This window comes from Segatella sinensis (assembly GCF_040095255.1).
GTDB lineage: Bacteria > Bacteroidota > Bacteroidia > Bacteroidales > Bacteroidaceae > Prevotella > Prevotella sinensis.
The window spans coordinates 1-20,013 of record NZ_JBBNGE010000055.1 but is presented as its reverse complement, the minus strand read 5'-3'; the positions used below and the strand labels follow the sequence as shown (position 1 = coordinate 20,013).

Annotated in this window: 9 protein-coding genes; 3 read left to right on the top strand and 6 right to left on the bottom strand. The window is 46.3% G+C overall.

The genetic code is table 11. The features are described from left to right. Positions 1-39: 39 nt before the first annotated feature. From AAAT87_RS12790 to AAAT87_RS12765, 6 genes are all read right to left on the bottom strand, one after another. The gene (locus AAAT87_RS12790; protein ID WP_349226619.1) at positions 40-1,284 is read right to left on the bottom strand and encodes a hypothetical protein; all 1,245 of its coding nucleotides are present in this window, start codon (positions 1,282-1,284) and stop codon (positions 40-42) included. A gap of 239 nt (positions 1,285-1,523) precedes the next feature. Next, positions 1,524-3,464, bottom strand: coding sequence for an alpha-L-arabinofuranosidase C-terminal domain-containing protein (locus AAAT87_RS12785; protein ID WP_294830770.1), 1,941 nt, complete (start codon positions 3,462-3,464; stop codon positions 1,524-1,526). Positions 3,465-3,624: 160 nt separating this feature from the next. Beyond that, positions 3,625-6,861, bottom strand: coding sequence for a glycoside hydrolase family 2 TIM barrel-domain containing protein (locus tag AAAT87_RS12780; protein WP_296974557.1), 3,237 nt, complete (start codon positions 6,859-6,861; stop codon positions 3,625-3,627). A 161-nt stretch (positions 6,862-7,022) separates the two neighbouring features. After that, a complete protein-coding gene (locus AAAT87_RS12775; protein ID WP_295024362.1) occupies positions 7,023-8,141 on the bottom strand; it encodes a glycoside hydrolase family 43 protein in 1,119 nt (372 codons plus the stop codon). 281 nt (positions 8,142-8,422) lie between these two features. Beyond that, on the bottom strand, positions 8,423-10,429 hold the full coding sequence (locus tag AAAT87_RS12770) for a RagB/SusD family nutrient uptake outer membrane protein (RefSeq protein WP_295024361.1): 2,007 nt from the start codon (positions 10,427-10,429) through the stop codon (positions 8,423-8,425). 18 nt (positions 10,430-10,447) lie between these two features. Further along, a complete protein-coding gene (locus tag AAAT87_RS12765) occupies positions 10,448-13,738 on the bottom strand; it encodes a SusC/RagA family TonB-linked outer membrane protein (RefSeq protein ID WP_349226618.1) in 3,291 nt (1,096 codons plus the stop codon). A 336-nt stretch (positions 13,739-14,074) separates the two neighbouring features. Between AAAT87_RS12765 and AAAT87_RS12760 the strand changes: the two genes are divergently transcribed. From AAAT87_RS12760 to AAAT87_RS12750, 3 genes are all read left to right on the top strand, one after another. Then, on the top strand, positions 14,075-15,136 hold the full coding sequence (locus AAAT87_RS12760) for a ligand-binding sensor domain-containing protein (RefSeq protein ID WP_349226617.1): 1,062 nt from the start codon (positions 14,075-14,077) through the stop codon (positions 15,134-15,136). 220 nt (positions 15,137-15,356) lie between these two features. After that, positions 15,357-18,089 (top strand): hybrid sensor histidine kinase/response regulator transcription factor, encoded by a 2,733-nt coding sequence (locus AAAT87_RS12755; protein WP_349226620.1) that lies wholly within the window; start codon positions 15,357-15,359, stop codon positions 18,087-18,089. 179 nt (positions 18,090-18,268) lie between these two features. Further along, on the top strand, positions 18,269-19,711 hold the full coding sequence (locus AAAT87_RS12750; RefSeq protein WP_118255409.1) for an AAA family ATPase: 1,443 nt from the start codon (positions 18,269-18,271) through the stop codon (positions 19,709-19,711). Positions 19,712-20,013: the final 302 nt, after the last annotated feature.

The window sequence follows — 20,013 nt, the reverse complement described above, 5'->3', positions numbered from 1 at the left end:
TTTACTGAAAGCTGCTACTAACGACTCATAAATCTACCCTTAATCGTGTATTGGATGATAGTTGCGGATTTTAGGTTTCCTTAAATTCTTGACATACAGAACTACAACAATAATAAGCACAATAACCAGTACTATCATCAGAAGAATGACCATACGAGCCCTATTTTTCTCTACTTCTTGTATTTTTGCTTGTTTCTGCCATTGAGAATAATTATACAATGCAGCCGTTTGGGACATAGCTTCAACCTCATTATGCGCCCTAACACTATCACTATATTGGATAAACAATTCTGCATACATTTTAATCGAATCAATAAGATTCTTCTGTTTGTAATATCTATACCAACCATCAAATGCTAATCGTTTAGCATTTGCACTTTTGGCCAAATTCGAGCATGTTAGAAAGCACATTTTAGCAGAATCTGAATGTATATTCAAATAATATAGTCCCTTAGCATAAAAATAGGAGCCATAATTAACGCCCGGATTCAACTTTCCATCAAAATATCCAGATTCTCTTTCATAGATATCCATATATCTTTTGACTTTGGCATATTGCTTAGTCAAAATCAAAGATGACATAGGTACGCCCAAGGAACGAGCAGCCTCTGTTGGATAACCGAATTTCTTATAGTTATTGTATACATCAAGACATTGTTCTATAATTTGTGAAGGAGATTCTAACATAATCGAGGAGTTAACCTGAGACTCTGCGGCAATTAAAGCCTCTAATGTATCTTTGGCAATCCAAGAATATTTCTCATTTTTCCGATAGGCATTCTTTGCGTTTAAAGGCATTCTTTGTCTTAAATACGCATCTCCCACTTGCCCATAAATCCTCGCCAATGTATGATAATCACAATCTCTGCTTAACGTATCAGCCTGCTCTGTCGCCTGGAGATAGCAATCCAAGGATGCAGGAGAGTCATCGAGATCACGATACGCACATCCCAACAGATAATAGGCCAGCATTCGCTCATTTGCCGAGCCATACTGGTTATAATAGGCTACAACTTGCTTCATCACGCTATCCGTAGTAAAATCTACAAAGCCTTTGTTCATGCCTTTGGCATAAATCAAATCAAAACGCATCTGTTGAGCTTTACTCATCTTGGGATTGTTCTTTCTTAGGCTATCAAGCATACCTAAAGCTACTAAAGCAGAATCTGAATTGGTTTCCATCAGACTATCTGCTCTAGTTATCTGCTCATCTATGACTTTATTTCCAGTACATGAAACCAGCAGCAACAAAACACTCAATATATATATTTTTATCTTGATCATATATTTTTTATTATTTCCATTCACAAAATTAATAAAAAAGAATGAAATAAAAGAAACTATTAGATATTTTAAGGGAACAATCCGTTAATTATTTGCAGAAAATGGACAAGTGACGAGCACGCATTGCCCACATGGTGAACATCGGATATAAAAAAATCCCTTGCAACATTTCTGCTGCAAGGGATTCATCATCTTTCTACCTTAAATGGTTATACACTACATAAACTTTAAAACTAAACTTAGAATCTATATACTACAAAGCTGTTCGCCTTCATCTTCACATTCAAGACGTTGCCGTTAGCCTGAGCATCTGATACAACAGGAACAACCACGTTCTTGTTGTCGATCTTGTTCTCTGCCTGGATATCATCAGCATGGAGAACAGTCATCTTGCCAGGGTTCAACTTCTTGATGCCGTTGAAGGTAACGTTGATTTCCTTCTCCTCGTTAGAGGTGTTGGCAATCTTCACGATGTAGCTCTTGGTAGCCTTGTCGAAACAAGCGGTGGCATAGAGACCATTCTCGCCAGCTACAGCCTTGCCGTTCTCGGTAAGCTTCAATACGTTGGTACCCTTGTTCTCGCCGTAGAGCTGCTGAACATAGTAGTTGGCTGAACGCACAGAGCTGAGATTATCAAACCAGATGAGGTCCGGACGCCACTGCCATCCCTCTACGTGAGCGAAGAGAGGAGCATAGGTAGCCTGATAAACCACATCGGCATTGCGCTCCAAGCCGGTCATGAAGGCAGCCTCTGAAAGCGCAGCCTCCCAAGAGTTAGGGTCGTGCTCGGCATGGGCAGCATACTCGCCGGCAAATACCTTAGGACCCTTGCGGTCGTACTTGTCGTAACGGCTGGCATTGCTGCGGAACCACTCCGGGCTCTTGTAGTAGTGCTCATCCACCATATCTACGCCCAACTTGCGCATCTGCTCCCAACCGTAGTCGAAATCCTTGCCATCAGCAGAAGGACCTGATGAACCGCAGATCTTGATCTTAGGATACTTGGCATGGATCTGCTCCATGAACTTCTGCAAGCGCTCAGGATACATAGGTCCCCACTGCTCGTTACCGATACCAATCTGCTTCAGGTTGAATGGAGCAGGATGACCCATATCGGCACGGAGCTTACCCCACTTGGAGGTGACAGGACCATTGGCAAACTCGATGAGGTCGAGTGCATCGTCGATATAGCTCTGGAGATCCTTGACAGCTACATGCGCATTAGGATCCTTATCATCGTTCTGATACTGGCAAGCCAGACCTACAGAGAGAATTGGCAATGGCTCAGCACCAATCTTCTCTGAAAGGAGGAAGTACTCGTAGAAGCCCAAGCCCAATGACTGATAGTAGTTAGGGAAAAGGCGATGTGGGAAGGTATCTCTCCAGCGGTTTTCGTTCAGAGGACGGTTCTCAGGAGCACCCACGGAGTTCTTCCACTCATAACGGGTATCGAGGTCGGTTCCCTCAACGATACATCCGCCAGGGAAACGGAAGATGCCTGGCTTCAAGTCAGCCAAATCCTGTACGAGGTCGGCACGGAGACCATTCCAGTTGTCCTCTGGGAAGAGAGAGATATGGTCGAGATCTACGCTCTCAGAACCTTTCTCCAGATATACTCGCATCAAACCCTTGGCATCGGTCTGAGGAGAGGTCAGGGTAGCTGTAAGCTTCTGCCACTTGTTGTTGGTGATGTTGATGACCTGCTTGGCAATGACATCATTCTTGGAATTGACCAGCTCCACACGGATCTTGCCCTGCTTGCCATCGATGAGATGAAGACGGCCATATACGGTGAAATCGTACTTCATATCCTTCTTCAAGCCCATACCGAAGAAACCACGGTTCTCCAAACCGGTCTGCTTCTCACGCGCACCGGCACTCTCGAGAGTTACATAATGAGGGTTGCGGTCGAAGGCAGGCTTCACGTCGTTGAGGGTTACATTACCGAATGTATTCCATCCCATCAGGCGCTGTGGAAACTCGAAAGAGCGGTTTTCCACCATCTCTGCATAGAGACCGCCATCGGCACCGAAGTTGATATCCTCGAAGAAGATACCATACATGGTAGGCTGGATTTCTACTCCAGGCTTGTTGGCCTGAACCATAAACTGATGCTGTGCGAAAGCTCCGAGCGAAGACATCGCCATCAGCATTGCTGCGAAAATTTTAGCTTTTCTCATATTGCTCTGTTATTGTTGTTTTGTAGGTTTGTTTATATTCCTATGGATAATACGCATAACGTATCAGAATACCGATGCAAAGATACAAAAAATCCACCCCAAATGAGGTGGATTTTCTGTCTAAATATATTGGATTTTCGTTCAAATCGCTATTTTTCTACTATTTACCCTGTGGAATGAGGGTAAATGTGAAGGTCTTGTTGCCATAATGTACACGATACTTCTCCAAAGGCCAAGCACCCCAAGAGTTCTCGCCGCCTACACCCATGTGGGCTGAATCGAGGAAGAGATTGGTGAACTTAGACTTTTTCAGGTCGAAGCTGTGACGCTGCTCCTTGTCGTCGCCATCGTCAAGCTCCTCGGTATCGAAGTGGATAGCGCTGGCATAGAATGGAGTGCAGCTCTTCACCTGCAAGCCCAAGCCGGTAGCATCGGTCTGCTTCCACCAGCGGATATCGCTCTTGGTACCACTCTCCTGTGGACGGATGTATGGGAAGTACTGGTTGTCGGCATCATCTGTATAAACACCGATGCGCATGCAGTCCTTGCGGTCTGAGTAGTTCTCGATAGGACCACGACCGTAGTAGTTGCTCTTCTCCATAGTGTATGGCATCTGCATCAACATACCGAAACGGAACATATCGCTTACCTTAGCACCCTCTGTAGCCTTGAAGTCTTCTGTTACCTTCACGGCACCTGTATTGGCGAATACTACGTAGGTGATATCCATCTGACCCTGAACCTCCGGCATATCGAATGATGTGAGGATAGTTACCGAGTTGGTCTTCTTATCCTTCTTCACGTCGATGTTCTTCAGGTTCATCTGAGGGTTCTTCCAAGCCTTGAACTTCTTCTGGAGGCCTGCACCCATATCGTTGTCGGTAGGAGCACGCCAGAAGTTTGGCTTCAAGGTACCACCCTCGCCGAGCAATGACTTGCCATTGTAAGCATACTCAGAGATAAGACCGGTAGAACGGTCGATCTTGAAGGTGAGGTTAGGGGTGGTAACAGCTACCACATTGTTCTTCTTGGCAGCAAGCTTCATCTTCTTCTTGCCATGTCCCTGAGCCAGCATCTTGCTGCAGTCGCCAGAGCAAGCCTGCTTGGTAACTACCGGCAGCTGGGCATAAGCCATCACCTGACCGGCTGTGAGCAGTGGTTCAGCCTCCTTCAGACGGAAGTCGATGTTGAGGAATACCTCCTTGCCCTTGATCTTGCTCTTGTCGTAAGGGATGGTGAAGTTCTTGGTCTGCTGTGCAGGTACATCGAGGTCAGCAATGGTACCATTCTGAGTCTCTACGCCATCCTCTTCCAGCCTCCATGCCAGTGCATAGTTGCTCAGGTCGCGGAAGAAGTTCTCATTGTGTACGCTTACCTCGCCAGTCTCGGCATTCACCATCTTGGTCCAGATGTTCTGGTACTGATAAGCCACCTCGTAAGCATGAGGGTTCATCTGACGGTCTGGACCGATGATACCATTACAGTTGAAGTTATTGTCGCTAGGATCATACTTGTTGTAATCACCACCATAGCAATATTCTATCTTGCGAAGCTCCTCATTGTTCATCTTGTAAGGCAGGATGCTCATAGGCTTCACGATATTGCGGTGCAATGCCTGATCTACAAAATCCCAGTCGAAACCACCCTGGAGGATAGGATACTTGCGGATCAGATCCCAGTAATCGCTCAGATTACCGCCAGAGTTACCCATGGTGTGGTTGTACTCACACTGGATGAGAGGCATCGGACTGTTTGGATCCTTGGCATACTTCTCGGAAGCTGCTACAGGGTAATACATTGGGCAGAAGATATCTGTACCCTCGCCACGGCGAGCCTGCTCGTACTGAACAGGGCGGGTCTTGTCCTGGCTCTTGATCCACTTGTAAGCCTGCAGGAAGTTGTCGCCCATCACGGTCTCGTTACCCAAGCTCCATGTTACGATAGAAGGATGGTTGAAGAACATAGACACATTGTGCTGGTTGCGCTCCATGATCTGCTTGGCAAACTCAGGCTTTTTGGCAGCCGCATCGTCGCCATACCCGAAACCATGGCTCTCCTGGTTAGCCTCAGCCACAACATACAATCCGTACTTGTCGCAGAGATCATACCAGCGAGGATCGTCTGGATAGTGGCAGGTACGAACGGCATTGATGTTCATGCGCTTCATCATCATGATGTCCTGAATCATGCGCTGCTCACTTACATTGTAGCCCTCATCAGGATCCATCTCATGACGGTCGGCACCCTTCAGGAGAACAGGCTGGCCATTGACCAGGAACTGCTTGTTCTTGATCTCCACCTTACGGAAACCTACCTTTACCTGTACAATCTCGTATGGCAAATACATACCGCCATTCTGGATAGGAGATACAACGAGGGTATAGAGGTTAGGAGTCTCAGCACTCCACTTGCGAACATTCTTCACACGGAGCTGATACTTAGCCACACCATTCTTTACATTATCGGTACCTGTAACGATTACCTCCTTGCCATCCGGGTCGTAAAGACCGAAGTATGCCAGGGTATTACCCTGCACCTTGGCTGTGATGTTGAGGTAACCATCCTTATAGTTGTTCTTCAAATCTGTCTCTACACGGACATCAAGCAGACGATGATCCTTAGAGCGGGCATAGAGATAGTTCTCACGTGCTGGACCGCTCAGACGCCAGAAGTCCTGATCCTCACACCATGAACCGTCACACCAGCGGAATGTCTGGAAGGCGATGAGGTTCTTGCCCTTCTTCAGGAATGGAGTGATATCAAACTCAGCGGCAACCTTGCTATCCTCTGCATAACCGGCAAACTTTCCGTTAACATAGAGATAGATGTTGGATGTTACACTACCGAAGTGAGCGATAATGCGCTTGCCATCCCAGTTGGATGGGATATTGATTTCACGACGATAGGAACCTACGTGGTTGTCCTTTATAGGAACAGCTGGTGGCTGCTGGTCGAAGTGGCCACGCCATCCGAAGCCCACGTTTACATACTCAGGCTGGCCATAGCCCAACATCTCCCAGTTGCCTGGCATCTGGATGTTGTTCCATTTTGAGTCATCAAGGTCAGTCTTGTAGAAATCCGTAGGGCGCTCATCTGCATTGGCTACCCAGTTGAACTTCCATGTGCCCTCGAGCGACAGGTAGTTCATACTCTTCTTCTTGTCAAGATACTCAGCACCTGTTCCAGGGAAGTCGTTAGGATCGTAAGCGAAGTGCATTGTGTGCAGAGGCAAACGATTGATTTCATTCACTTGGAGGTCGTGCCACTCTGTGAAAGTTGGCTGTTTGATGGCTACCGTCTTTACAGACGACTTAATGGCAGCCTTCGGTTTTCTTGCACCAAAGGCCACCATTGCCAATCCTGCCATACTCAATGTTACGAACAGTCTTTTATTCATTACTATTATAGTTTTGTATTAAGATATTTATCATATTCACAGATAGTTGCAATTTTGTCAGTTTGTTGAATTCTGTTAAGCGATGATTGCAGTATTATCATTTTCATGCTGCAAATGTAATTAAAATAATTTAGAAACGAGCAGAGCGACCGTGTTTTTTATCATTTTTTCAACACTGGAGCACCATTTTCCCAGGAAATAGGTATCCAGAGATGACGACTGTCGCTCAAATGCTTCGGATTCCACATATCTGCCATGAATACATAGTCGGCGCCATGGAACATCTTCTTCTGTGCTGCAGTTTCCACCTTATATATATAGGTACCCTGTGCACCGAAGGTCTTGTCGGCACCCTCGCCACGGCATGGATTAGGCAACTGCTCCCAAGGGCCGAAGATATTCTTAGCCTTGAACATGCGGGCTGCATTTGGAGCCCAACCGGTACATCCGCTGGTAATCATCCAGTAGGTGCCATCCTGCTTGAAGATGGTTGGAGCCTCGTTCTGTCCACCGGCAGCTACTCGTACGTAGCAACCGTTGTGCTGCATGTAGTCATCTGTCAACTGTGCAATCTGGAGTGTCAGGTTTTCCTCTGAAGAATAGATGTGGTAAGCCTTTCCATCATCGTCGATGAAGATGGTCATATCTCTCGACATCTGTCCACCCTGGAAGTCTCTCATCCAGAACATACCCCGTTCTATCTGCTTGCGCCAAGCTGGAGTCCACCACTCTTTCAATTCTGGGAAGAGAAGCTGATGCTTGAGGTCGGTGGTATCAGGCTTGGAGAATCCGATAGGATAAAGACCTGGATTCACTCTGCCTGAGCGGATGAACTTGAATGGTCCGAAAGGAGTATCGCTGGTTGCCACACCATAGCGGGCTGCAGCATATCCCTGCCCTTTAAATTCGAGATGGAACCACATGACGAATTTCCTGGTCTTCTGATTATAGAGCACCTTAGGGCGCTCGATGATGCAACCACCCTCGATATCACTACCCGGTTCATTGGATACAGGGAGCACCAATCCATGGTTGGTCCATTTCTTGAGATCCTTGGAAGTAAAGCAGCTTACGCCGAGAGAGCTGTAAGGCTTGCCATCCTGCGAACGGCTTTCGCCATACCAGTAGTAGGTACCCTTGTAGTTGAAGATGTTGCCACCATGTGCATTGATATGCTTGCCGGTATTGTCTTTCCATACTCCTCCGTCCATCGGAGCCTGTGCCAGAATTGGGAGACAGGACATCATCCACAACATGATAAATGTGAATAGTTTGTTCATTTTGCTGATGTTATTATTAAGTTAGTAAAACGCTAATTGTTTATTTCGGTTACAAAATTAGGAAAAAAGCCCCTTTTAGGGGGCTAATATTCGGTATAAAAGGGACACAAATCGAGAAAATGCAGGAAAAATAATGCTAACTGTACGGTTGAAATTACCCAATATGCCCGTACAGGTTTTTATATTTTCACAGAATCAATGAAGGCTCAGAGGAGATTATCCATCAATGGACAATTTCATCTGAGCCTTTATTTATTAGAATACTTATTTAGTCTAGAAGATTACTTCTCTGCTGACTGACCTGCTGATGTTGGCCAATATGGGTTCTGATACAATGGACTCTTCTCTACAGAAGAATAATCACTTGCTGTAAGCAGGAACTGCTTGATAGGAAGTGGCTGCAGATAGTGAGCCATGTGCCAGGTGAAACCATCCTTGTAGCTGTTGGTAGCTGTCATGTTCACCTCCAATGGACGATAGTACTCGCTCAGAGAAGAGCTTGATACGTTGGCATTAGAAGAACCATCGGCATTCAGGTTGTTATACCAGCTCTGCATTGGAGTATTCCAGAGATGAATACCCTCCATGTGAGCAGGAGTTGTCATCAACTGATCGTATGAACGCCAACGCTGCAAATCCATACCACGAAGACCTTCTGAAATCAACTCGCAACGACGCTCACGACGGATATTGTAGAGAATCTTATCGGTCAACTGCTTGCCTGCAGAGTAAGAACCCCAGTCGGCAGTTTCCTTGCTCATCTCAGTAGCATCGATGGTAACCTGTGGGTTAACAGCATCACCTGTGAAGCCGGCAGCCTTACGTACATCCTTCCAATACTCCAGAACCTTGCCAGAAAGACTGTTGGTCAACATATACTCAGCCTCCATGTAGTTCAGCAGCGCCTCGGTAGCACGGAAGATTTCAGCTGCATTGTAGCAGTTACCATTACCTGTATTAGCCTTATCAAAGGTACCACCCTTACGGATTGCATAACCTGTAGAATAGTCATTCTCGGTATTACGTGTGGTAATGGTTGGATATGGCTCGTCGATGACATAGTGATCCTCTGAAGCAGACATATTCTTGAATACATTCTTCTGTCCAGGAACCTTCAGGAAGATGGTGAGACGAGGGTCACGATTGGTAGCTACATCGGCGATAGTCTGGTCGCTATAGGTATAGGCTGAATTATAGATAGGCTTACCATCCTTCATCACATAGCCCTCTACCATAGAGCGGGTAAGACCTACGCCAAAGTCTCCATGCTGGACACCAACCTCCACATTATTGACTACACCCAACTCCTTGCTATACTGGCGCCAAAGGATAACCTCAGGTGTACCCGACATATCTGTAGTACCCCAGATATTGAAGTAAGGGTTCTGAGGATCACCTTCCTTCTGAGGAATAGTACCGGTGTTCACCATCAACTGATCCTTATACTTGTCAGCTACCATTTCGGCAGCCTTGGCACTCTCCTGCAGGAAATACTTAGCCTCAGCATCAACAGAACCTGTAGGATACTGATAGTTGGCATTATACTCCTTAGCCTTGCCTGGCCATCCCTCGCCGTTAGGAACGAAAGCTGTGCCGGCAAAATAAGTCAGCCAAGAACCCTCGTAGAGAGCTACACGGCTCTTGAACAGGCGGGCTGCATCTGGAGAGATACGGGTATGGTTCTTGTCAAAACCATCCTGCATCAGCGAGATAGCCTTGTCCAGGTCTTCCATGATGAAACGAGCCACCTCGTTGCAAGGCTGACGCTTGTTGGCAGCCACCAGGATTTCCTCATTATCAGGGAATGCCTCGGTTACAATAGGAAGGTCGCCCCACTTCTGCAACATATCAAAGTAGCAGTATGCTCTCATGAAGTAGATCTCACCGATATACTGGTTGATGATAGCCTCACTACCAGAGATCTTACCAGCCTTCTGAGCCTCGAGGATAGAATTGAGCTGGTAATTGATGTTGCGGATATTATTCCAAGACCAGTTGCCGTTATCATTGGCTGTTTTCCAAAGTCCTGTGGCAAACTTGCCATCACCATTCCAGTTGATCTGGTTGTCGGTATTCACATCGCCGGCATAAAGACCGTAGCTCCAGTTGGCGTGTCCTGGCAAGACATCACCATAGAACTGATCGGCAGCAGCTTTCACCTTTGCCTCTGAAGTAAAGAATCCATCAGAAGGTAAGCTTGATGGTGGCTCCTGCTCCAGATAATCACTACAAGAAGAGAAGGATGCAGCAAGTGCCAATGACATAAGTGCTATATGTTTGAATTTCATATTAATATCTCCTTTTAATTATAATGTAACGTTAACACCGAAAGAGAAAGTGCGAGAGAGAGGATAACCATTACCATAAGCGGTATCGATGGTCTCTGGGTCGAACTGACTTGGAAGATCGGTGATAGTGAACAAATTCTCTGCTGAAACGAAGAAGCGGACATTGCCCAAACCTGCCTTAGAAACCAAGCTCTGTGGCAAGGTATAGCCAATCTGAAGGTTCTTCATACGCAAATAAGCTGCATTGAGCAAATAGCGTGTCTGGGTATGGATGTTCTTCTCGCTGTACTGTGGACGTGGCAGATAGGCATTCAGATTCTCTGATTCGTAGCCATTCTTGACAGACCATGTTTCAGAATCGCGGAAGTAGTCCTGAACGCCGGTAATACCTGCAGCCCACCATACACCAGAGTTGGTAGCTCCAAACAGATATTCTCTCGCACCCCATGAACCATTCACATTATAATCACGCTTCATGACACCCTGCATGAATGCACGGAAGTCAAATCCCTTCCAGCTGGCGGTGAGATCAAGACCGAAGAGATAACGAGGAGTATTGTTACCGATAACCTTCAGGTCGCCATGGTCTGATAAAGTATTGCTGCCATTGGAAATCTTGCCGTCGCCATCCAGATCCTTGTACATGATATCACCAGCAGCCCACTTGTCGCCAAGCTGGCTCTGTCCACCATTTGGCAAGGTAGCCAGATGCTGGTTCATCTCATCATTAGTCTTGGCAATTCCGATGGTTTCATAACCCCAGATTTCGCCTACCTTGCGGTTCTCGATATAGCTAGACAAGGAACCTGTAGGGTTGTTTGGATAACGGGTTACCTTAGCCTGAGCATCTGAAACATTGAATGTTACACCATAGTTCAAGCCATTCTCCAGATGATCGCGCCAGCCAATCTGCAACTCCCAACCAGTGGTACGGAGGTCGGTATTGTTGGTCTTAGGAACAGCAGTTCCCAAAAGTGCAGGCAACTCAGGAGCAGGACCTACCATATCCTTGGTATTACGTACATAGTAATCGAAGGAACCGGTCAGGCGGTTGTTGAAAGCACCCCAGTCGAGACCGACATCATAGCTTTCTACCTTTTCCCAACCCAAGGCTGCGGAAACCAGACCTGGAGCTGCAGTAATATTGGTCTTCTTGCCTCCCTGAAGCCAGGCACCTGCGACAGAATTATAAGCTACTGTAGAATAGGTCTGATACCAGTTATCAATATTCTGGTTACCCAAAGAACCGTAAGATGCACGGAGCTTCAAGGTATTTACAGTATTCTCCAATGGCTTCCAGAAGTTTTCGTGAGCGATGTTCCAACCCAAAGAGAAGGATGGGAAGGTCTTCCACATGTTGTTTCTGCGGAACTTGGAAGTACCGTCATGACGGATATTGAACTCGAAAAGATACTTCTCATCATAGTTGTAGTTCAAGCGGCCGAAGAAACCGGCTGTCTGCCACTGGTTACGTCCACCATTCACGGAAGGAACGATTTCCTTACCTTCGTAGCTCAAGCCATTGGTCAGATCCACCTCCAGACGAGACTCATCCAAGACACCATCACGCTGCAGACCGAATTCGGTCTTTCTCAACTGCTCTGCCTGGAAACCACCCATTACGTGGAAGTTATGCTTCTTAGCCAGAGAGAAGTTGTACTCGGTATAAGCCTGGAAGTTATAGTAGTTCTCCTTATATTCATCCTCATGCACATTGGAACCCTTGTCGTAAACGATAGGATTGCCGGCAACATCATGGTTGTAGAGCATCTTCTTGTCCCAGTGGCGTGCAGTATTCTCTGAACGATAGGTGAAGTCGATATGAGTTCTCCAGTTCTTGATAGGCTCAATCAACAGATTCACCTGCTGGTTCAGGATGTCACGTTCCTTGGTATCCTTACCTGCTGTAGCCAGACCGAGGGCTGGAGAAGGTGCAGAATAATAGTAACCGTTGCGATCCTGCAAAGGCAATACTGGCCAACCCTGACGTGCCAAGTCCTGATACAGACTGTTGGTCAAAGTAGCAGGGCGCTGGAAATCGGTACGGGTCCAGCGGGTAGAGTAATCCAGATGCAGCCAATCGGTAATCTGCGCACCAATCTTAGCTGCCGTATTGTAACGGTCGTTCTTATCCTTATCCAGCTTCATGAAACCGCCATTGTGCAGGTAGTTGAAAGAAGCATAGAAATTAAACTTATCATTACCGCCGCTCACACTTGCGTTATGCTCCTGAGAGAAGGCTGTGCTCTTATACAAGGCATCATACCAATCTACATCATCTACACCAAAGCCGTAGCCATCATTCCATGTTGTACCGTTGCTGGAATCGATACCATAGAGCAGGTTACCATTGGCATCCTTTCGGGTACCAGGACCTACAGGAGTGGCATTGTGATAAGCCACGATCTTATCCATACGCTCCTGATCGAAGAACACACCACTACCACCGTTGGTATGAGCATCGTTTACCCATGCTGCATAGTCAACAGAGTTCATCATGTGCTTGCCACGAATCATACCGCTGAAACGGAAGCTGTTGTTATAGTTGACAGTAACCTTACCCGACTTACCTTTCTTGGTAGTAACCAAGATTACACCGAAAGGTGCACGGGAACCATAGATAGAAGATGCAGCAGCATCCTTCAATACAGATACACTTTCGATATCCTGTGGGTTGATGGTATTCAAATCACCCTCAGAACCATCAATCAAGATCAATGGAGTACCCTTGGAACCCTCACCAATGGTAGTAGTACCACGTACATTTACATTAGGAGTAGCATCCATAGAACCAGACGAGCTGGAAATCTGCAAACCAGGAACCAGACCCTGCAATGCCTGGGTAGCATTGGCAACAGGACGGGAAGCAATCTCCTTGCTGTCGATTACAGAGACAGCACCAGTGAGGTTTACCTTCTTCTGAGTACCGAAACCTACGACAACTACTTCACTCAAAGCCTGATTGTCGTCTTCCAAAGTAACGTTCAACGGACCATTACCAGCTTTTACCGTCATGGTCTTATAACCTATATAAGACACTTCGACCATAGCACCTGGAGCAGCACTGAGCGAGAAGTTACCATCAATATCGGTAACAGTACCCGTCTTGGAACCCTTAACCTTTACGGTAGCACCGATTACTGGATCACCAGAAGGATCAAGAACCTGACCTTTAACGACACCCGACTGCTGAACAACCTGAGCTGTAGAAGCTGCCATGATAGATTGTGGAGGCAAAGCAACGCCAGTTGCCAAAGCTGCCAAAGCCATCAATCTTCTAGACGATGTTATTAGCTTAAGATTTTCCATTTTAAGTTGTATTTTAATTTGTTAGTTTATATTATACTGTTTATGTAAAAAATGTAAAGTGCCGCCTTCGCTCTCGCCAAGGCAACTTTTATTGCTTCACAATTGCAAAATTCGGTCTTTTTTATCATATATTAGGGAAAAATTCGGGAAAATAAGGGAAAAATTCGGGAAAAAGCTGTAAATTTGTACCCAAAATACAAAGAAATACTAATAATCGAGATGAGAACAATATATTTGATACTGACTTTTGTGTGCTGCATCATTGCTAAAGCGGAAACATTTCCATACCGCAGCATTGCATCTTTTAACATTTCGCCAGCGTCTGAAAGCCATTGCATGATACTAGATAGCGAAGGAATGATGTGGGTGGGAACCAATTCCGGACTCAAATCATACGATGGCTATACAGTGAAATCGTACAAATCGAATGCACTTTCTCCAGGTATTCTTCCCAACAACGACATCCGTTCCATGGCAGAAGACCACGAGCAGAACCTCTGGCTGGGAACCCGAAACGGTCTGGTAAAGATAAACCGGAAGACTGGCGTTTTCAAGACCTATTTCCTGCCAAGCGAAGATCAGAGAATCATCTACCATCTCTTTGTTTCGAAAGATGGTACACTCTGGGTTGGTACAGATGGAGGATTATCTTATTTCAATCCGGAAAATGAATCCTTCTATACCTATACTTCCAGGAATGCCTGGCGCATCGATGAAAACGGAAAGAAACAGCGCCTCAATTCTTTCAGCGTAAAATGTGTAACTGAAGACAAAAACGGCGACCTTCTCATCGGTACCTGGTCTTCCGGACTGATGCGTCTGAAACGTGGCAGCAACGTATTCCGAAGCTATCCGAAGCTGAATGACATGAATTCAGCCTACTCGCTCTTTTTCGACAGAAACCATCGTCTCTGGGTAGGAACCTGGGGGTACGGAGTGCTGTGCATCAGCAATCCGGACAATCAGAAGAATCCGCAGTATCATCAATATCCATACGCCACCAACAACTTCGACATCTTCTATAAATTCGTAGAAGACCCTACCACCAATACTCTATGGGCATGTACCAGAGAAGGTATCTGCTATTTAGATGAAGATCAGCCACAAGCAGGCTGGAGCAAATATACTCAAATTGGCGGCAACCCTCTCATCTACTGCAATGATATCAGCACGGATGGAGCGGGAAATATCTGGCTCTGTACGCAGAATGATGGAGTCTTGCAGATTACCACCCCCCCCATCTCTCTTCAGACAGTGGCATTTGGGAAATCTTCAGAATGCCCCTACCATCAACTACGTGAATGCCATACTAACCACCGATGGAGCATGGTTCTGGCTGGGGCTCAACCCATACGGAGTAGCGCTCTACAACAGATACACCGGTGCCACCTATTATAATAGTGAAATTCCAGGTTTTGGCAGTTTGCACGACTATACGCTAACCACGAGTATCACCAGCATTGCCAAAAGAAGCAATGGGGAAATCTGGTTTGCCATCAACAACTATGGTATCGTAGTCAAACCAAAGGAGGGAAATGCCTTCGAACTGAATCGCAGCAATACCAAATACATCCAAGAAGACTTTGTCAATGCTGTTTTCGAATCAAAGGATAAAACCATGTGGATAGGAAGCCGCAATGGTATGAGTATCGTGTATCCAGACAATACAGGCTACTTCCTGACCATGAAAGAAGGTAAGAACGACTTCAGCAGCTGCGACATCCGTAACATCTGCCAGGACAGGCAGGGCAACATCTGGGTCTCTACCGATAATGAAGGCATCATCCGCATTTCGGGAAATCCCAAGAACATCCGATCGCTGAAATACAAGCAATACAGCTTTAGAAACCAGCTGTTTGCCATCAATGATGCCCAGAAATGTATGGAGGACAAGCAGGGCAGACTCTGGGCGATATCAAACAGTGGCGGACTCTTCCTATATAATAAGGTGAAAGACCGTTTTGAATACCAGAACAGAAAGATTCATCTTCCGGATGACCAGACCTTCTCCATAGAAGGCGATGCTTTCGGCAATATCTGGGTAGCGCTCAACAAGTCTCTGGCTTATATTACCTGGAAAAGTCAGGATGCGGAAGACTTGCGCAACATCACTTACTTTACCCGGGAAGACGGTTTGGGAGAAGTCCATTTTTCGGCGGATGCCAGTTATCAGTTTGGCAAGGAAATCTTCTTCGGCGGCAGAACAGGCTTCTTCTCCTTCACTCCATCTCCTCTTATGGGAATGAAGCATCACAAGAAGAACAGCAAGCTCATCATTACCGACTTGCTAATAGACGACGTGCCATTTGCCATGCTGGACTCTGTTCTCAAAAGTGACATTTCGAAAGAAATGCCTCACTATACCCAGGAGATTACCATACCGGCAAAGGTGAAGAAGTTTGATATCGAGTTTGCACTCCTCACTTACGGCAATGCCAGCAAGAATGTCTATGCCTACCAGCTGGAAGGTTATGATGAAGACTGGCAATACTGCAAGCCTGATGTTCACAAAGCCACCTTCCAGAACCTAAGCGCAGGAACCTACAGATTGCGTCTGAAGGCCACCGACAGCTATGGTCAGTGGCAGGAACTGCCCTACACCATCACCATCAAGGTGCTGCCGCCATGGTATGCATCCAGAATAGCCTTCATGCTCTATATCCTGATGCTGATAGGCGGCATCTTTGCTGCGGCACGATGGTATAAGGAGCGGGTGAAGACCAGAAACAGCCTGCAGATGGGAGTTATCCTTACCAATATCACCCACGAGCTGCTCACCCCGCTCACCGTCATCTCTGCCACCATCTACAAGCTCAAGGAAAGAGCGCCACAGTATGAGGAAGATTATCTGGTGATAGACAGCCACATCAACCGCACCACCCGACTCCTGCGACAGATCCTGGAAGTGAGAAAGTCGCAGGCAGGACAGTTGCATCTGCTCGTGAGCCGCAGAAACCTGGTTTCGTTCATAGAAGAAGCTTGCGAGAATATCCGTCCGATGGCTGAACACCAGCAGGTTACCCTATCCCTGGAGAAGCCGAAGGCTGAAGGTATGGCATGGTTTGATGCCGACAAGATAGATAAAATCATCTACAACCTGCTCTCCAACGCCATTAAATATAATAAGGTGGGAGGCAAGATTGATGTATCGCTCAGCCTCAGCAAGGATCAGGCGGTCATCACCATCGCCGATAATGGCATCGGTATGTCGAAGGAGAAGATGAAGCATCTCTACACCCGATTCTTCGATGGCGACTACCGCAAGCAGAACATGCCGGGAACCGGCATCGGACTGTCGCTGACCCACGACCTGGTGAAACTGCATCATGGCGATATCCAATGTGAAAGTCAGGAAGGCAAAGGCACTACCTTCACCATCACCCTGCCTATCAGAAAAAGTGCGTATGCACCAGATGAAATAGACAATTCTGAAAAAACAAATGCAGTAAATCGGGAAGCCATCAGACAGGCAAGCCAGGAAACGAAGCTAGAATTCCAACCTGCTTCTGAAGACAAACCTAAGCTGGCACCTGTCCACCAGAGCATCTTCATCAGAAAGAATGCGAGCAAAATTCTGGTGGTTGAGGACAACGAGGAACTGCTCGCCCTGATGCTGCAGGTATTGAGCAAGAACTATCATGTGTTTACGGCAAAGAACGGAAAGCAGGCGATGAACATCATCATGAAGGAGAAACTCGATCTCGTGGTGAGCGACGTGATGATGCCAATCATGGATGGTATCGAACTGACCAAGCAGCTGAAGTCTGACAAGAGTTTCTGGCAGCTGCCTATCATCCTACTCACCGCCAAGAACAAGGAAGAGGACAAGACCGAGGCTTATGCCGCAGGAGCAGATGCCTACATCACCAAGCCTTTCAAGTTTGAGGAGCTGGAAGTCCGGATCAATGCCCTTCTTGCCAACCGCAAGAAGATGATAGAGAAGATTCAGGCAGAAGTTTCGCTCCAAACCAGCACGGAGAGCGAAACACAGACTGCGTTACATTTGAGCAACCCAGATCAGGCATTCATCACTCGTGCCACAGAGGTAGTGATGCAACATCTTGCAGATGGCGATTACAACCGCGATTCTTTTGCCAAGGATATGGTGATGAGCGAATCCACCCTATATAATAAGGTGAAAGCCACAACAGGGCAAACGGTCATTGCCTTCATCACCAGCATCCGCCTGAAGGAAGCTCAGCGCATCATCCGGTCGAACCCTAACATTCTGATCAGCGAAGTGGCAACCCAGGTGGGCTTCAACACTCCGAAGTATTTCTCCAAATGCTTCAAGAAGGAGTTCGGCATCTTCCCAAAGGAGTATGCTGAGAAACTGAAAAACGTCAATTAGCATGATTAGTCGTGGAAATCCATTGTTTTCCCGCACATTTCCACGACTAATAAATGCGATTTTCCTATCACTATTCTGCGCGAAATGACCTTTTCACCCCGTTTCGCGCAAAATAGCGACTCATTATTTTGCGCGAAACGATATTTTTAGTATCTTTGCAGCAAAATAACGACATCATTATGGCACAAGAGATTATAGGAAGAGAGCCTGAAATCAAGGAGATTGAGGCTCTATATCAAACAAACAAACCTGTTTTTGCAGTAGTTTATGGTAGAAGAAGAGTCGGCAAGACCTTTCTGATAAGAGAATTGTTAGGCGACAAGTTTGCATTCTACCACACAGGACTCTCGCCATACGAATTACAAGGCAAGAAACTGAAGGAGCAGCAACTTAGCAATTTCTACTCTTCGCTCATCAAGTATGGCAGCGATATCAAACGAGTTCCAACCGACTGGCTGGAAGCATTTGATGCGCTCATATCCTTGCTGGAAAAAAAAGACACCAAGAAGCGACAAGTTGTATTCATCGACGAACTTCCATGGATGGATACACCCCGTTCTGGCTTCATTACCGCCTTGGAACATTTTTGGAATGGATGGGGAGCAGGCAAGGAGAACTTAATGCTCATCGTCTGTGGCTCAGCTACCTCTTGGATTTCAGACAAACTCCTCAACAACAAGGGAGGACTCTTCGATCGAACTACAGATGAAATCAAGCTCCGCCCTTTTACCTTGGGAGAATGTGAGAGATTTTACCAGGCAAACCATATCGTAATGTCTAAATTCGACCAGGTACAATGCTATATGGCTACTGGTGGCATACCTTATTATATATCTATGCTCCAAAAGGGAAAGAGCCTGGCGCAAAACATAGACCGCCTCTTCTTCGAGCCAAACGCCAAACTCAAGTTAGAATTCGACCGTCTCTACTCTTCTCTCTTTACCAATGCAGAAGACTGCAAGAAGATTGTACGATTACTGGCAAAAAAGCAACAAGGGTACACTAGAAAAGAGATACAGGTACTGACGAATCTTGCAGACGGTGGCGGTCTCTCCACAACTCTGAAGACTCTGGAAGTGAGCGACTTCATCACCTCGTATATCAAATACGACTATCCGAAGAGAGAGGTTTACTATCGTCTTACCGACTTCTACAGCAAATTCTATCTCTCCTTCATTGATGGCAAGAAGACTACCAATCCCAGCTTTTGGCAGGATAATTTACTGACACCCTCCCTTACGGCTTGGCGAGGCTTCACCTTCGAATCACTTTGCATCTACCATTTGCCACAAATCAAACAGGCGCTTGGCATTAGCGGAGTACAGACTGAATCAAGCCCATGGAAGAGCAGAAAAGAAAAGGATGGAGCACAGATAGACCTGGTTATCGAACGGGCAGACCACATCTGTAATATCTGCGAAATGAAGTTTTGCGAAGATGACTTCTCCATCAACGCCAGCTACGACAAGAACTTGCGCCATAAGCTCAGCACATTTCAGGAAGAAACCCGATGCAAGAATGCCCTTCACCTGACACTCATCACAACATACGGTTTGAAGTTCAATGAGTATGCAGGAAGAATACAGAAAGTTATCACTATGGATGACTTATTCCGTATCTAACAACTCCAAAAGCCTAGAGGAAAAAGTAATTGTTATTAGGGAAAATCTCCGTTCAGCGACGTTGAACCGCCATTCAGCGACGTTGAACGTACATTCAACACTTTTGAACGAAGATTTTCCCTAATGATAAAAACATGTTGATCGTGAAGGAAATACTATTTCCATTAGAAGAAGATATTCGGCAATCATCCCACAAAATTATCAGCCATAAGTGGGTTTCCTTGACGTAACTACTCAGCACCCCTATGGGCATGAGTAATCGTCTTACTGTTGTACTACAGCAAGAATTGCATTGAATTTAG

Excerpts from the sequence above, each read along its gene's own strand:
- AAAT87_RS12770 (WP_295024361.1), bottom strand. The coding sequence starts at position 10,429 with ATGAAATTCAAACATATAGCACTTATGTCATTGGCACTTGCTGCATCC.
- AAAT87_RS12790 (WP_349226619.1), bottom strand. The coding sequence starts at position 1,284 with ATGATCAAGATAAAAATATATATATTGAGTGTTTTGTTGCTGCTGGTT.
- AAAT87_RS12765 (WP_349226618.1), bottom strand. The coding sequence starts at position 13,738 with ATGGAAAATCTTAAGCTAATAACATCGTCTAGAAGATTGATGGCTTTG.
- AAAT87_RS12775 (WP_295024362.1), bottom strand. The coding sequence starts at position 8,141 with ATGAACAAACTATTCACATTTATCATGTTGTGGATGATGTCCTGTCTC.
- AAAT87_RS12755 (WP_349226620.1), top strand. The coding sequence starts at position 15,357 with ATGTGGATAGGAAGCCGCAATGGTATGAGTATCGTGTATCCAGACAAT.
- AAAT87_RS12780 (WP_296974557.1), bottom strand. The coding sequence starts at position 6,861 with ATGAATAAAAGACTGTTCGTAACATTGAGTATGGCAGGATTGGCAATG.
- AAAT87_RS12785 (WP_294830770.1), bottom strand. The coding sequence starts at position 3,464 with ATGAGAAAAGCTAAAATTTTCGCAGCAATGCTGATGGCGATGTCTTCG.
- AAAT87_RS12750 (WP_118255409.1), top strand. The coding sequence starts at position 18,269 with ATGGCACAAGAGATTATAGGAAGAGAGCCTGAAATCAAGGAGATTGAG.
- AAAT87_RS12760 (WP_349226617.1), top strand. The coding sequence starts at position 14,075 with ATGATACTAGATAGCGAAGGAATGATGTGGGTGGGAACCAATTCCGGA.